Consider the following 13,641-nt stretch of genomic DNA (forward strand, 5'->3'; position numbering starts at 1 on the left):
CGCGGCATGTCGGAGCACTCAGCGAACCCCTCATCGACGGTCGCCGCAACTGGCCGTCCCCTGGCGGTCAAGGCCGTCATCCCGGCCGCCGGACTGGCCACCCGGTTCCTGCCGGCCACCAAGGCGGTGCCCAAGGAACTGCTGCCGGTGGTGGATCGGCCGGTGTTGCAGTACATCGTCGAGGAGGCCACGCAGGCTGGCATCGGTGACGTGTTGCTGATCACCGGGCGGGGTAAGACGTCGATGGTGGACCACTTCGACCGTCGCCCGGACCTGGAGGCCAGGTTGGAGGAGAAGGGCGACTCCGAGCGGTTGGCCGCCGTGCGGCGGCCCAGCGAGCTGGCCGAGATCTACACAGTGCGGCAGCCCGAGCAGCTCGGGCTCGGCCACGCCATCGGGTACGCCGAGTCGCACGTCGGGGACCAGCCCTTCGCGGTGCTGCTCGGCGACGAGTTCGTCAAGCCGTCGGAGCCGCTGCTGCCGGCGATGCTGGAGTTGCAGGCCCGCACCGGCGGTGTGGTGCTCGCCTTCTTCGAGGTCGACCCGTCCGAGACCAAGCGGTACGGGATCGCCTCCGTCGAGCCGGCCGAGTCGGAGCTGACCGACATCGGCGAGGTGGTCAAGGTGACCGGGATGGTGGAGAAGCCGCAGCCCGAGGACGCCCCGAGCAACCTCGCGGTGCTCGGCCGCTACGTGTTGCCGGGCAGGATCTTCGACGCGATCCGGCGGACCAAGCCGGGCAGCGGCGGCGAGATCCAGCTGACCGACGCGATGGAGCTGCTGCGTACCGAGGGCGTCCCGGTGCACGCGATCGTCTACCGGGGCACCCGCTACGACACCGGCATGCCGCTGGGGTACCTCCAGACGGTGGTGCAGATCGCCGCCGAGCGCGAGGACCTGGGCACCGAGTTCCGGTCCTGGCTCGCCGACTTCGTCAAGGCCGACGCGGCAGGCGGATCTGGTACATGACCGCGACGGCCGACGCCGAGGCGGCCGCGAACGAGTTGACGCCGCTCGCCGACTACCTGGGCAGCGTGCTGCGCAGGTTGCGCGCGCTGCCGCCACTCGACCTCGACCTCACCCAGGCGCACGGCAACGTCCTCGCCGAGGACGTCGTCGCGCCGCACGCCTTCCCGGCCTTCGACCAGGCCGCAGTGGATGGCTACGCCGCGCGCTGGGAGGACATTTCCGGAGGGGGTCGGGGGCCGAGCTACGTCCCGGCCCCCTCCGGCACGCCCGGCGGCCGCACCATCCGGCTCAACGTGGTCGGCGACCTCGGCGCCGCGAGCTGGCGGCCGGTCCGGCTCACCCCCGGCTCGTGCTTCTCGGTGGCCGCCGGGGCTCCGCTGCCGGTCGCCGCTGACGTCGTGGTCCCGGTGGAGTGGACCGACCAGGGCATGGCCGCCGTGGAGATCTTCCGCACCCCCAAACGGGGGTACGGGGTACGCCGAGCGGGTGAGGAGCTGCCCGCCGGCACCCTGCTCGCTCGGGCCGGCACCTACGTGTCCCCGGCCCTGGTCGCCGTCTTCGCGGCGACCGGCATCGGGCACGTGGTGGTCCGGCCCAGTCCACGGGTGGTCATCGTGGCCACCGGGGACGAACTCGTCGACGTGGGCCGGGGCAGCCAGCCCGGCCAGGTGGTGGACGCGAACTCGCACGCGCTGACCGCAGCGGCGGCCGAGGTGGGCGCACTGGCGTACCGGGTGGGAATCTGCGACGACGACCCGGAGGGGTTGCGCGGGCTGCTGGAGGACCAGACGCTGCGTGCCGATCTGATCATCACGACCGGGGGCACCGGCACCGGCCCCGGAGACATGGTGCGTCGGATCCTCTCCCGCCGTGAGGGCGGTCGCGCCGGGCCGGTCACCTTCACCGACGTGGCGCTCTATCCCGGCACCGCGCTCGGGTTCGGCACTGTCGGCGCCGAGGAGGTGCCGGTGGTCTGCCTGCCCGGCGACCCGGGTGCTGCGTTGATCGGCTTCGAGGTGCTGGCCCGCCCCGCCATCCAACTGCTCGCCGGCGCCGAGCCGGTGTTCCGACCCAGTGTGCGGGCACACCTGCTGGAGACCGTGTCGTCGCCGACCGGGTTGCGCGAGTTCCGGCCGGCGCATGTCGCCGAGCGACGCGGCGGTGGGTACACGGTCCAGCCGCTCAGCGGCGGACCGTTCACCCTCTCCGGGTTGGCCGAGGCCAACGGGCTGCTGGTGCTCGGCGAGCGGGTCACCACGGCCGCGGCCGGCTCGACAGTGGACGTCCTGTTGCTGGACCGCCGCCGGTGACGCGTCCCGGCCGGTCCGCTCGCGGCCCGCGTCGGATGATCGTCGGATCTGTGTGGTGAACGCGGTGGAGCCACTTGCGCGCGACACGGTCCCGCGCGGGAGACTGTGCGGGTGAGTCTCTTCGGACCCGCGCGGGCACCGGGCTGGCCGGTGGAGCTGGCCGACGGCCCGGTGCTGCTGCGGCCCTATCGGCGCTCCGACGCGGCGGCGTGGTCGGAGGTGCGGCGGGCCAACCGGGCCTGGCTGGCACCCTGGGAGTCGTCACTGCCCGGCGGTTGGGACGAGATGAACTCGCCGGCGGCGTTCCGCTGGGTGCACCGTGACCAGCGGCGCTCGGCCCGCGAGGGTGAGGGCATGCCGTTCGCGGTCTGCCTGCGCGAGGCCGATCGGGACCGGCTGGTCGGGCACATCAACGTGGGCAGCATCGTGCGGCGGGCGCTCTGCTCCGGCTACGTCGGCTACTGGGTGGACGCGCGGGTCGCCGGCCAGGGTGTGATCCCGACGGCCCTGGCGCTCGCCGTGGACCACGCGTTCGGGCCGGGCGGGCTGCACCGGGTCGAGGTGAACATCCGTCCGGAGAACCGGCCGTCCCGGCGGGTGGTGGAGAAGCTGGGCTTCCGCGAGGAGTCGTACCACGTGCGCTACATGCACATCGACGGCGCGTGGCGGGACCACATCGGATACGCGATGACGAGTGAGGAGATCGCCGCCGAGGGTGGCCTGCTGGCCCGCTGGCACCGGGTTCGCGCCAACGCGCGGTAGGAGGATTTCCCGACATCCGCCCACTCGTCCCACGGACGGGATCGGCGCGGCGCGGTGGCATCCCGGTCGGTGCGCCGTAACCTCAAGTAACTGCAAGCTGCGGCAAGCGCTCCCCGGCCGGACGATCCACGCGCTCAGGCGTGATCGATGGAAGATCCTGCGGTCGGATGGCGCTTGCTTCGAATTCGGTGACGGGAGGGGTGAGGGTGCCGACCTCGGTGCTCCTCGCCGTCCTCGCCGCCGCCGGCCTGCTCGCCCTGGCCCCGGCGTTGGTTCGCCGGTACGACGCCACCGAGCGGCTGGTGGCGGAGCGGGCGCAGTCGACGGCGCGGGTGCTCCAGCGCCGCCGACGGCGCCGCACTGTGCCGGGACGGCGACCCGTCCATCCTCCGCGCTCACTGGTTGTCACCCTCAGTGAAGATGCGACTACGGGCGCGTTGAGTGCGCCGGTCTCCGCGCCACCGGCCGGTCGCCGCTCCGGTCGACTGCGCGCAGTGCCCGCCGCGCCCAAGCGGTCCCGTCGCCGCCCGCCGCCGCGCCGACAGCACACCCCCGCCGTGTACCGGCGTCGCCGGGTGCTCGCCGCACTGCTGCTCCTCAACGTCGTCGAGTTGATCGGCGTGCTGTTCGTCAGCCCCGGCTTCTGGGTCGGCTTCGGGGTCACCTTCCTGCTCCTGGCCCTGTACGTCGTGCACCTGCGGGGGCAGGCCCTCGCCGGGCGTCGCCGCCGCCGCGCCCGAGCCCGGGAGGCCGCCTGGTTGGCCGCCCGGCAGGCCGAGGTGCGCCGGGAGCAGGCCCGGCGGGCCACGGCCCGTCGGGAGGCGCAGCGCCGCCTCGCCGCCCAGCGCGAAGGGGTACGCCGAGCTGCCATGGGCCTGGACCGGCCGGGAGACCTGCCGGCGGCGGTCAACGGTGGATCGGTCTCGTACCGGCGGTCGGGTGGGCTGCGCGGTCGCCCCTACGAGGCCGGCCGAGGCGCCTGACGCCGGTCTCGGTCGCGCCCCGGCCGGCTTGATCGACTCGGCTTCCGGAAAGTCGGGTGGTTGTGGCGTCCGGGATGCCCCGGTTTCCAGGAACCCGAGTCGATCTTCCGGTGGGCCGGAGCGCCGGGCAGGGGGCGGATTCGCGGTGGAGGCCGGCGACCTGTTAGCCTTGCTGCCGGCCCGCCCGGTGTAAGCCGGGTGGGACCGAAGCCGGTTCGCCGGTGGGGGGCTGTGGCGCAGACTGGTAGCGCACCTCGTTCGCATCGAGGGGGTCAGGGGTTCAAATCCCCTCAGCTCCACCAAGAAATAGCAGGTCAAGGGCGGGTTTCCGGATGACGGAGAACCCGCCCTTGATCGTTTGGCCGTCGTTTGACCGCCGGACAGAGCCACAGACCGCGGCACAGGGCGGCAGAACTCGAGCCGAACGGCGAGTTCGACGCTCACCGCCCGTTGACCAAGACTGCGGCAAGTCAGTGCGGCCGAGCCACGTGGCGGTCGACGATGTTCCTCGCCGATCAGTGTGCCGCCGCATATTGAACGCCACAGGCCCGCAAACCGAACATCGTCGAGCCGCAGATCGAAAGCGGACCTGCCCGCAGATCGTAACCCCGCCGGTTATCATGACTCGTGCCCACACCGCACTTGATCCCCCGCCACGCCGCCGTGCAGGTCGACGCTGCACTCGCTGACACCCGCGTCGTGCTGATCAGTGGAGCACGCCAAGCAGGCAAGAGCACCCTGGTTCGCATCGTCGCTGGCGACCGGCTCGCCGAGCGCCGCGATCTCGACCGGGCGCAGGACCGGGCCGCGGCGATCGCCGACCCGGTTGGTTTCGTGGACTCCGCCGAACTGCTGGTGATCGACGAGATCCAGCGCGCTCCGGAACTGCTGCTGGCCATCAAGGCGGCCGTCGACGAGGACGTTCGTCCCGGCCGCTATCTGCTCACCGGCTCATCGCGGCTGTTCGGCATGGTGGCTGCCCCGGACGCGCTGCCCGGCCGGATGGAAACCGTCGAGCTCTGGCCGTTCTCACAAGGTGAACTCGACGGCGAGCCGGACGGGTTCGTCGACGCCGTCTTCGCGCTCGGCCCCGAACTGCGACACGAGTCGGACGTGACCCGCGCCGACTACGCGGCCAGGATCGTGCGAGGAGGCCTGCCCGAGGCCACGAACCGCGTCGACCCGCGGCGCCGCCAACGGTTCTTTGACGCGTATGTCCAAGCGCTCATCGATCGCGATGTGCGACAACTGTCCGACATCCAGCACAAGGGCGAGCTGCGCAAGCTGGTGCGCCTACTCGCCGCCAGATCCGCGACCATCATCGCCGCCAATGCCCTCGAATCCGCCCTCGGACTGAGCCGCCCGACGATCGCACGATACTTCCAGGCACTGGAAGAGATCTTCCTCATCAAGCGGATCCCCGGTTGGTCCCGAAATCTTGGCACCCGTTCAACTGCCGCGCCGAAACTGATCTTTGTCGACTCGGGCATCGCCGCCAACGAGATCGCGACCGACGCCCGCGCACTGCTCCGGCCCGGCGCACCGTTCGGCGCACTGCTCGAATCATTTGTCTTGTCCGAGCTGTCCCGCCAGCTCACCTGGTCGGAGCAGTCTGCCGACCTCTCTCACTACCGCGACCAGAGCAGGTACGAGGTCGACGCGGTGCTCGAGAACAGATCCGGGCACGTGGTCGGGATCGAGGTCAAGGCAGCCACAACCGTCGGATTCGACGACTTCCGCGGATTACGCCGACTCGCCGACCGCCTCGGCGACGACTTCATCGCCGGCATCGTCCTCTACACCGGGACCTCGACACTGCCGTTTGGCGACAGGCTCCGCGCATTGCCGGTCAGTGCCTTGTGGCAGGTTGCCGGCCCACGGACAGGCTGACCGGGGCGCTCGCCGTGAATGGTCGCATCTCGCCTGGAATCAATCAGTCCTCCATCGCCGAGACGAGCCGGAGGCCAGCGCGTTCCCGACGGTTTTCGTGGGTGATCCACTCCTTGCCTTCGGCGGCGATGCCTTCCAGCACATGCAGGGTGCGCTCGAGGCCCGAGGCGTCGAGGGAGACCTGGGAGGCGATGCGGTCGTCGTCGCCGAGCTCCGGCATGCCTGGCCACTCACCAGTGATCGTCAGCTCGTCCCGGGGATTGTTCGTCAGGGTCAGGGAGAGCTTTCTCGCCGTTGCGGGCATCAACGACGTGCGCCGCCACGACCGAGTTGTACTGGTAGGTGAGGCGCTGCTGATCGCCGAATTCCGTGGTCTCGAAGTCGAGAGTGACCGTGACCTGGCGGACGCCGTCCTTGGTGAGTAGGAAGAGGGCCACGCGGTAGTGGCGCAGCGTGTCCCAATCCGTTCTTACCTCGGAGCGACGCGTGCTAGCGATCTTGCTCGCGTCGATGACAAGTGGCCCTCTCGTTCGCATCGAGGGGGTCAGGGCTCAAATCCCCTCAGCTCCACCAGCAACACGTACGACCTGGGGAGACGCCTCCGGGCCCTGTTTTCGTTTGGCGTGCTCGTCGCGTAGCGCGCCGCTGATGATGTTGGGGCGGCGGTCTTTCTCGGGCCACCGGTGCACGTAGGCCCTAGCATTGCCCCAATGCTTGAGGACTTCGCGGATCGCCTCCTGTACGACATGGCCGGCCTCGACCCCTGCACAGCGGTCGTCGAGGCTGGCGAGCAGGATGTCGACGGGCTTACCGACTACAGCCCGGAGGGCCACCAGGCCCGCGCCGACCTCGCAGCCCGCTCCCTGCGCGAGCTTGAGATCTCCGGTGACGCACTGCCGGCCGCGATCCCGTTGCACGCCCACCTCGCCGAACGGCTGCATACGCGCATCGCCTTCCACGACGCCGGGGAGGACCTGCGCGAACTGCACGCGGCGGCCACCGGTCCGCTCCAGCTCATCCGCCAGGCCGTCGAGGCCGCGGTACCCGCCCGGGGCGCCGAGGGCGCGGAATTCGAGCAGGGCTGGGCTCGTGTCGGCGCACGTCTGGCCGCGGTCCCTGCGGCCCTGGACGGGTACGCCCGCAGCCTCTTACTTGCCGCGGAGCGCGGCAATGTGCCGGCGCGGCGTCAGGTGGAGCTTGTCACGCAGCGCTGCCGCAACTGGATCGACGACGATGCCGCCCTGGTGGATCGCTACGGCGCGGGGCGTCAGCGGACGTCGTTGCAGGCCGCGGCGACAGGCTCGCGAGAGGCGTACCAGAAACTGGCCGAGGTGCTGACCGCGGACCTGGCACCGCGGGCCGTTGAGGATGAAGCGTTCGGCCAGCAGCGGTACGCACTCTGGGTGCGCACCTTCCTCGCTGCCCAGCCTGACCTGCGCGAGCTGTACGACTGGGGCTGGGACGAGTTCCGAGCGACAGAGGCAGAGCTGATCGCGGAAGCGAAGGCCCTGGGCGGAAGCGTGCCAGAGGTGCTCGCCTGGCTCGCCAGCCCCGACGCGCCCGGCACGCTGCACAGCAGCGAGGCGTTCGCCGCGTGGCTGCAGGAGCTGTTGGAGAGCGCCACCGAGCAACTGGATGGCGTGTACTTCGACATCCCCGCCCCGCTGCGGCGCATCGAGTCGCGGTTGACCACGTCGTCCAGCATTGCCTACATCGGGCCGTCGCGGGATCTGGCGCGGCCGGGCCGGGTCTGGTGGTCAGTTCCCGAGGACGCAGCGAGCTTCCCCACCTGGTACGCCTACAGCACCGCCTATCACGAGGGCGTTCCCGGCCACCACCTCCACCTCGGCTCCGAGGTCTGCCGGGCGGGCCTCGGGCAGCGGCTGAACCTGCTCGGCGGCCTCTCCGGCAGCCAGGAGGGCTGGGCACTGTACGCCGAGCGGTTCATGGACGAACTCGGGCTCTACGGACAGCCGGGTGCTCGACTGGGGTATCTGTACATGCAGCTCCTGCGGGCGGCACGGGTCGTGCTCGACATCGGCCTGCACCTGCGACTGCCGATGCCGTTTGGCGACGGAGCAATGTGGACGCCGGACGCTGCGCTGAAGCTGCTGCGGGACCGCTGTCATCAGGGGCCGTACGCGTCCGCCGAACTCGGGCGTTACCTGGGCCGGCCCGGGCAGGCGCTGGCGTACAAGGTGGGTGAGCGCGCCTGGCTGGCAGGCCGCTCGTCCTTCCCCGGCGACCGGCGTGCATTCCATCGTCAGGCCCTGGAGTTGGGTTCGCTGGGGTTGGATCAGTTGACGGTTGCCCTCGATGGTGACCGCGCACCACTCGTGCACGGCGGAGAAACAAGCCGGGGACAGCACCTGTAGCTCTAGGGCGTAGGCGGCGGGTTGGGGGACCACGCACGCCTGAGCCCAGACATCGGCCCGCGCGGCGGTCACCAGCTCGGCGAGCGGGATGGGCTCAAGGTCGACTGAGATTCGAGCCCCCAGTGTCGTCCGATGGCGGTGCCAGACCCTAGGAGAAGCGTTCGGTCGTCACGGGTATCAGGCCGTGTTGGCGCAGGACGTTCGTCAGCTCGGACAGTGTCGAGCCGAGCGCCGCGGTGGCGTCGGTCCGCAGCAGCGCGGTGACGTCGAGGCACCAGGCGAGGGAGTGGCCGACGCGGCGCAGATCCCAGGTGAGCTGGTCGCCGTGCGCGTCGAGGCGACCGCTCGCGGCGGACGTGACGGTGCCGTCCGTCGGTGTCCGCCAGGTCGTCCGGAGGTTCGCCACCTGCTCGGCGCGGAGATCCTTGGCGAAGAGGACGCGGTACACCCGCCGTTCGTGGAAGCCGGCTGGTGGCTGCGCCGGGCCGAGCCGCAGTGGCGGGGCGGTGGCGATCGGTTGATGGTCGAGGAAGTGCGTACGAAGCAGCGGTTCGTCCGGCAGTTGCCCACCACCGAGCGCGCGGTAGACGTCCTCGGCCTCCCGGCGGGAGGTGGGGACGATCCGCGCCAGCACCTCGGGGTCGGTGCGCATGCCGAGGCTCAGCGCGGGGGAACTCCACCAGCCGGCGTCCGGCGTCCACCCGGCGCTGTCCAGCCCTGTCGTGGTGAGGTCGTGGTGGCGGGTGAAGTCCTCGACGACGATCCCTTCCACAGTGGTGGCTGGACCGCGGGCGTCGAGTCGAGGTAGGACCAGGTAGTAGTCCAGGGACGGGCCCGGGTCGGGCACTGGCACGGGTACGGCCCGCATCGGCTCGGTGGTCATCAGCGCAACCGTAGCGAAGGAGAGCGGCTAGCATCCGGATCTCTACGTGAGGAGCCCAGATGACTTCGGTGGCCCAGACCCGGTTCGGCATCATCGGCAGCGGCTGGCGAGGTGAGTTCCTCCTCCGCCTGGCCCGGCTGCTCCCCGAGCGGTTCCGGGTGACCGGGGTGGTGACGCGTACCGAGTCCCGGGGAGCGGCCGTGACGGCCGACTGGGGCGTGCCGACCTTCCGCACGGCGGCGGAGATGCTCGCCCACGAGCGGCCGGACTTCGTCATCGTGTCGGTGCCGTGGCCGGTGACTCCAGAGGCGACCCGGGAGCTGGTGGCGGCCGGCGTACCGGTGCTCGCCGAGACGCCGCCCGCCGCCGACCTGGCGGGTCTGCGTTCGCTCTGGGCCGACGTCGGAGGCAGCGGCCTGGTGCAGGTCGCCGAGCAGTACCTGCTGATGCCCGGGCACGCGGCGCGGCTGGCGTTGGTCCGCGCCGGAGTGCTCGGTGAGCCGACTTCGGTCCAGATCTCCTCGACCCACCTGTACCACGCGGTCTCACTGATCCGGGGTCTGCTCGGCGTCGGTCACGGGAGCGCCGAGGTGAGCGCGCGCGCCTTCGTCGCGCCGCTTGCCAACCCGCTCTCGCCGGCCGGCTGGAGTGGCGACGACACCCCGCAGCAGCTCTCCACCACCCTCGCGACCATCGACTTCGGCGGGCGGATGGGGTTGTACGACTTCACCGACAACCAGTGGTGGAACCCGCTGCGCACCCGTCGGTTGGTGGTCCGGGGCTCGCGCGGTGAGCTGGTGGACGACAGGGTGGTCCGCCTGGTCGACCCGAGCACACCTGTGGAGTCGTTCCTGACCCGACGGCAGACCGGTCTCGATCTCAATCTGGAAGGTCTCGACCTCAAGCACATCAGCTTCGACGGCGACGTGGTCTACCGCAATCCGTTCGTCGGCAGCGGGATGTCCGACGACGACATCGCTGTCGCCGACATCGTCGCCCGTGCCGGGGCGTGGGCTCGGGAGGAAGGCCCGGCGCCGTATCCCCTCGCCGAGGCATGCCAGGACCACCTGATCAGCCTCGCCATCGACGAATCGGTACGCACCGGCCGGCCGGTCGTCACGGACACCGAGGCGTGGGGGCGGTAGCTCCAGCGGATCCACTTCTGTCTCTTGGCTGACAGTGCGCAACCGCGCAGCCAGCTCACCTGTGAAGCCGGGTATCAACCCAATGCCCGGGAGCACCCGGGCCCCACACGGGGAGCAAGGATGAATCGAAGCACTCGACGCAGGATGCTCGCAGCCACCGCGACCGGTCTGCTGGCCACCTCTCTCGGTGTCGCTGTCTCCGCGCCGGCGACCGCCGCGCCCGCCGGCGCGACCCCCCGCAACTGCAAGATCAGTACGCTGCCGTACCCGACCGGCACCTATCGCGCCGACGCGAACGCTGTCGACCCGACGGGTCGTTACGTCGCGGGCACCGCGCTGCGGGTCGGTGAGACCGACAACCAGTATCTGTTGCTGTTCTGGGACGGGCAGCGGGTCACCGAGTTGGAGTCGGAGGCCACGTCCACCCCCGTCGACATCAACGCCGACGGCGTCGTGATCGGCAACGGATCGGCGGAGACCGGCTACGCGCAGCCGTGGAGGTACCGCGACGGCAAGCTTGAGCGGTTGCCGGTGCTGCCGTCCACCGGCATCTTCGTCAGCGCCATCAACGATGCCGGCGACATCGTCGGCTACGGCTCCGACATCATCCCCGGGGAACTGGTCGCGCTGCGCTGGCCGGCCGCCCGTCCGGGCACTGTGGAGGTGCTCGACGCCCCCGTCGACGCCCAGGCGGGTGGGATCACTGACAACGGGACAATCGTCGGTAGCGCCGGACCCTTCGGAGACTGGAACAGCTGGGTCCGCCGGCCGAACGGCCGGATCGACGCGCTCACGATCCCGGGCGCCGAGTGGAGCACTGCCGGCGCGGCGGCGGGTCGCTGGGCGATCGGCCAGGCATGGCTGGGCGGCACCACCTCGACAAGGGTGCGGTGGGACCTCCGGAATGGCTCGCACACGTTGCTCGACCAGGAGATGCCGGCACTGACCGGCATCAACACCAAGGGTGTCGTGGTGGGCGGTGACCGCGTTGCCAGGGGCTCCACCTCCCGGGTCCTGCCGGGCGGCGGCCAAGGGGTGGTCGTCGGTGCGCGGTCCATCTCCGACTCGGGCACCATCGTCGGGTTCCGCAACGTCCTCGCCGACCGGGTGACCCCGGTGCGCTGGACGGGCTGCTGACCCACCAACTCTCCCACCGCGTGGGGCCGGCCCGGACAGGGTCGGCCCCACGTCGCGTCAGCGCGTCACGGTTTCCAGGAACCGGCGGTCTGGAACTGGTCCTGGTATTCCAGCGCGCCCGAGGTGTCGTGCACGTCGAACACCACGCTGCCGGTGCTTCTGGTGCCAGCGGTCAGGTCGTCGACGGCCGGCATCGGTTTGCCACAGCCGGAGAAGGCTCCACCGATGGCTGTGGTCTTGGTGCCGTCGGCGGCGACCCACTGGAAGTAGAGCGGGTTCGTCGACGCGGTGCCCTTGGTGACGGCCACAGTCACGTCGGCGATCACGTACATGCCCTCGCCGGGCTTCAGTCCGTGGGACTTGCAGGGTTTGGTGGCGCTACTGAACTTCGTCACGGTGATCTCGACGGTGCCGGCCTCGCGGTTGACGACCAGGGTGTCACCCGGCGACATCCCGCGGGTGTCGCCGTTCGCCGGCGACGGGGTCGGCGGGGTGGCCTGTGCCTCGCTCACAGTGGTCGAGGTGCCCTTGGTGCCGATGACGACCGCCACGATGCCGCCGGCGCAGGTGAGCAGGGTGAGTACGGCCGCGGTGACCGCGACGACCACGACGGACTTCTTGGCGCGGTCCGTCTGCACCGGTGGTGGTGCGATGATCGGGTAGCCGGAGCCACCTGGTGCCCGGTATCCGCCGCCATCGCCCGTGTGCCCGCCGGCCGCCGGGTACGCAGCCCCCGAGAACGGCGGCTGCGGTGTCGCCGCGAACGAGCGGGTCGGCGGCTGCGGGTTCGGCTGTCGGGGGTCGTGCGGCCTGACGCGGGGCTGGGGGTGGGTCACCGTACTCCTTGACGCTTCGGTACGTGCGGTGCGGGAACTCTTCGACGTTACCGTGGGTGGTGGAGCGTCCAGTCGCCACTCCAGAGGGCTTCCCACCGCAACAATCCGGAACCCCTCTGGCCAGCGTGGACAGTGTTCGATCGGTCACCGAACGCCAATATTTATCGGTATTCCATTCATCGCTATGAGTAACCAGACGAGGTCAACGTGCCGGAAGTGCGGCGGCGGTGCGGACCAGCCCGTCGGCGATCACGAAGCGGCCGCTGATCGATGCCGGCGGGTTGTCGACCCCCGCCGTGTCCACCCGGGCCGGTGCGATCCGGGCAGTGAACGTGCCCGCATCCGGGTCAATATCGAGTTGGGCGTCGTGGAAGCCCAACCAGCCGCGGACGATCGGATGCCACACCTTGTAGACGGTCTCCTTCGCACTGAACAGCACGACCGGCCAGTAGGTGCCGTTGGGCAGCCGTGCGCAGATGGCCTCCTCCTCGGGCAGCAGCACGAGTCGGCGTACTCCCGGATCGACCTCGCGGTGCTGCTCGGCATCCATTCCGACGGACCTGACGTCGGTGGTGTGCGCCGCCGCAGCGGCGCAGTAGCCGGCGGTGTGGGTGATGCTGCCGACCACCCCGGCCGGCCAGACCGGCGCGCGGTCGGCGGCGGCCGGCACGGCGGTCGTCGGCAGGCCGAGGTCGCGCAATGCCCTGCGGGCGCACATCCTTCCCGCGGCAAAGTCCCGCCGACGGGTCTGCACCGCCCGCTCGCCGAGGCATGCCTGCTCAGCGGGGAGCAATTCGCCGGTCCAGTCCTCCGGCCCGGCGACGGCGACGGCGACCGTCGACGGCAGCAGGTCACGCATTCCGGTGGCCTACTGGTCGGTAGGAATGACGCATCAAGTTAACCGTCAAATTTCCGACTCCCACGACCGATGAAGGTACCGCAAAGATGTAACACCGGAGGGACGCGCAGCGCCCTCCCTGATGGCTCCGGGGGGACCACCATCAATGCTGGCCGGCACGGCAGCCGCCAGTCCCGTGGACATCTGGAAGGACGTGCGATGACCGATGGCCTGGAACGGCCGGGGGTGCGGGCTGACGAACACGCCCCGAAGACCCCCTGCTGGAGCTGCGGCTCCTGCGGTGACGAGTGGCCGTGCGCGACGAAGCGCACCCGGCTGCTGGCGGAGTATGGGGGTGACCGCGCCATGCTCAGCGTCTATCTGGGCTCCTGCCTCGCCGCCGCCACCGAGGATCTGCGCACCGCCCCGGTGATGTCGCTCCAGGACAGGTTCATCGGCTGGTTGCCGCGCGGCTCCCGGCGTAGCTGATCCTCTGGTGGCCCCGCCGCCGGG

The 13,641-nt window shown here is 70.5% G+C and carries 14 protein-coding genes and 1 tRNA gene; 10 read left to right on the forward strand and 5 right to left on the reverse strand.

What is annotated here, in order from left to right; genetic code table 11:
• Positions 1-6: 6 nt before the first annotated feature.
• The 6 genes from AB0B98_RS20980 to AB0B98_RS21005 all read left to right on the forward strand — a co-directional run bounded on the left by AB0B98_RS20980 (position 7) and on the right by AB0B98_RS21005 (position 5,914).
• Positions 7-969 (forward strand): UTP--glucose-1-phosphate uridylyltransferase, encoded by a 963-nt coding sequence (locus AB0B98_RS20980; protein WP_357364625.1) that lies wholly within the window; start codon positions 7-9, stop codon positions 967-969.
• Positions 966-2,279 (forward strand): gephyrin-like molybdotransferase Glp, encoded by a 1,314-nt coding sequence (gene glp, locus AB0B98_RS20985; RefSeq protein ID WP_091394702.1) that lies wholly within the window; start codon positions 966-968, stop codon positions 2,277-2,279. The genes AB0B98_RS20980 and glp overlap by 4 nt, the downstream gene beginning before the upstream one ends.
• Positions 2,280-2,390: 111 nt before the next feature.
• Entirely contained in the window at positions 2,391-3,041 is a 651-nt protein-coding gene (locus tag AB0B98_RS20990) for a GNAT family protein (protein ID WP_357266519.1), read from the forward strand.
• A 200-nt stretch (positions 3,042-3,241) separates the two neighbouring features.
• Entirely contained in the window at positions 3,242-4,024 is a 783-nt protein-coding gene (locus AB0B98_RS20995) for a hypothetical protein (RefSeq protein WP_357266516.1), read from the forward strand.
• Between the two features lie 225 nt (positions 4,025-4,249).
• Positions 4,250-4,326: transfer RNA gene (locus AB0B98_RS21000), tRNA-Ala, on the forward strand.
• 325 nt (positions 4,327-4,651) lie between these two features.
• A complete protein-coding gene (locus tag AB0B98_RS21005; RefSeq protein ID WP_357364627.1) occupies positions 4,652-5,914 on the forward strand; it encodes an ATP-binding protein in 1,263 nt (420 codons plus the stop codon).
• Positions 5,915-5,957: 43 nt separating this feature from the next.
• Here AB0B98_RS21005 and AB0B98_RS21010 read toward each other — a convergent pair whose 3' ends face one another.
• Positions 5,958-6,134 (reverse strand): hypothetical protein, encoded by a 177-nt coding sequence (locus AB0B98_RS21010; protein WP_357364629.1) that lies wholly within the window; start codon positions 6,132-6,134, stop codon positions 5,958-5,960.
• A 10-nt stretch (positions 6,135-6,144) separates the two neighbouring features.
• Positions 6,145-6,351, reverse strand: coding sequence for a hypothetical protein (locus tag AB0B98_RS21015; protein WP_357364631.1), 207 nt, complete (start codon positions 6,349-6,351; stop codon positions 6,145-6,147).
• Between the two features lie 273 nt (positions 6,352-6,624).
• On the opposite strand from AB0B98_RS21015, the gene AB0B98_RS21020 reads away from it, so the two are divergent.
• Positions 6,625-8,289, forward strand: coding sequence for a DUF885 domain-containing protein (locus tag AB0B98_RS21020; protein ID WP_357364633.1), 1,665 nt, complete (start codon positions 6,625-6,627; stop codon positions 8,287-8,289).
• A gap of 148 nt (positions 8,290-8,437) precedes the next feature.
• Here the strand turns inward: AB0B98_RS21020 and AB0B98_RS21025 are convergent, their stop codons facing one another.
• Positions 8,438-9,172, reverse strand: a complete 735-nt coding sequence (locus AB0B98_RS21025; protein ID WP_357364634.1) for a hypothetical protein — start codon at positions 9,170-9,172, stop codon at positions 8,438-8,440.
• 59 nt (positions 9,173-9,231) lie between these two features.
• Here AB0B98_RS21025 and AB0B98_RS21030 point away from each other — a divergent pair, with 59 nt between their 5' ends.
• The gene (locus AB0B98_RS21030) at positions 9,232-10,317 is read left to right on the forward strand and encodes a Gfo/Idh/MocA family oxidoreductase (protein ID WP_357364636.1); all 1,086 of its coding nucleotides are present in this window, start codon (positions 9,232-9,234) and stop codon (positions 10,315-10,317) included.
• Positions 10,318-10,437: 120 nt separating this feature from the next.
• The gene (locus AB0B98_RS21035) at positions 10,438-11,454 is read left to right on the forward strand and encodes a hypothetical protein (protein ID WP_357364638.1); all 1,017 of its coding nucleotides are present in this window, start codon (positions 10,438-10,440) and stop codon (positions 11,452-11,454) included.
• A 65-nt stretch (positions 11,455-11,519) separates the two neighbouring features.
• Here AB0B98_RS21035 and AB0B98_RS21040 read toward each other — a convergent pair whose 3' ends face one another.
• Positions 11,520-12,290, reverse strand: a complete 771-nt coding sequence (locus tag AB0B98_RS21040; RefSeq protein WP_357364640.1) for a DUF4352 domain-containing protein — start codon at positions 12,288-12,290, stop codon at positions 11,520-11,522.
• A 202-nt stretch (positions 12,291-12,492) separates the two neighbouring features.
• On the reverse strand, positions 12,493-13,149 hold the full coding sequence (locus AB0B98_RS21045) for a 4'-phosphopantetheinyl transferase superfamily protein (protein ID WP_357364642.1): 657 nt from the start codon (positions 13,147-13,149) through the stop codon (positions 12,493-12,495).
• Between the two features lie 198 nt (positions 13,150-13,347).
• Here AB0B98_RS21045 and AB0B98_RS21050 point away from each other — a divergent pair, with 198 nt between their 5' ends.
• Complete coding sequence (locus tag AB0B98_RS21050) at positions 13,348-13,617, forward strand: hypothetical protein (RefSeq protein ID WP_238671179.1); 270 nt, start codon at positions 13,348-13,350, stop codon at positions 13,615-13,617.
• Positions 13,618-13,641: the final 24 nt, after the last annotated feature.

This window comes from Micromonospora sp. NPDC048947 (assembly GCF_040649495.1).
Lineage (GTDB): Bacteria > Actinomycetota > Actinomycetes > Mycobacteriales > Micromonosporaceae > Micromonospora > Micromonospora alfalfae.

Excerpts from the sequence above, each read along its gene's own strand:
- AB0B98_RS21035 (WP_357364638.1), top strand. The coding sequence starts at position 10,438 with ATGAATCGAAGCACTCGACGCAGGATGCTCGCAGCCACCGCGACCGGT.
- AB0B98_RS21030 (WP_357364636.1), top strand. The coding sequence starts at position 9,232 with ATGACTTCGGTGGCCCAGACCCGGTTCGGCATCATCGGCAGCGGCTGG.
- AB0B98_RS21020 (WP_357364633.1), top strand. The coding sequence starts at position 6,625 with ATGCTTGAGGACTTCGCGGATCGCCTCCTGTACGACATGGCCGGCCTC.
- AB0B98_RS21010 (WP_357364629.1), bottom strand. The coding sequence starts at position 6,134 with ATGCCGGAGCTCGGCGACGACGACCGCATCGCCTCCCAGGTCTCCCTC.
- AB0B98_RS20980 (WP_357364625.1), top strand. The coding sequence starts at position 7 with ATGTCGGAGCACTCAGCGAACCCCTCATCGACGGTCGCCGCAACTGGC.
- glp (WP_091394702.1), top strand. The coding sequence starts at position 966 with ATGACCGCGACGGCCGACGCCGAGGCGGCCGCGAACGAGTTGACGCCG.
- AB0B98_RS21050 (WP_238671179.1), top strand. The coding sequence starts at position 13,348 with ATGACCGATGGCCTGGAACGGCCGGGGGTGCGGGCTGACGAACACGCC.
- AB0B98_RS21045 (WP_357364642.1), bottom strand. The coding sequence starts at position 13,149 with ATGCGTGACCTGCTGCCGTCGACGGTCGCCGTCGCCGTCGCCGGGCCG.
- AB0B98_RS21025 (WP_357364634.1), bottom strand. The coding sequence starts at position 9,172 with ATGACCACCGAGCCGATGCGGGCCGTACCCGTGCCAGTGCCCGACCCG.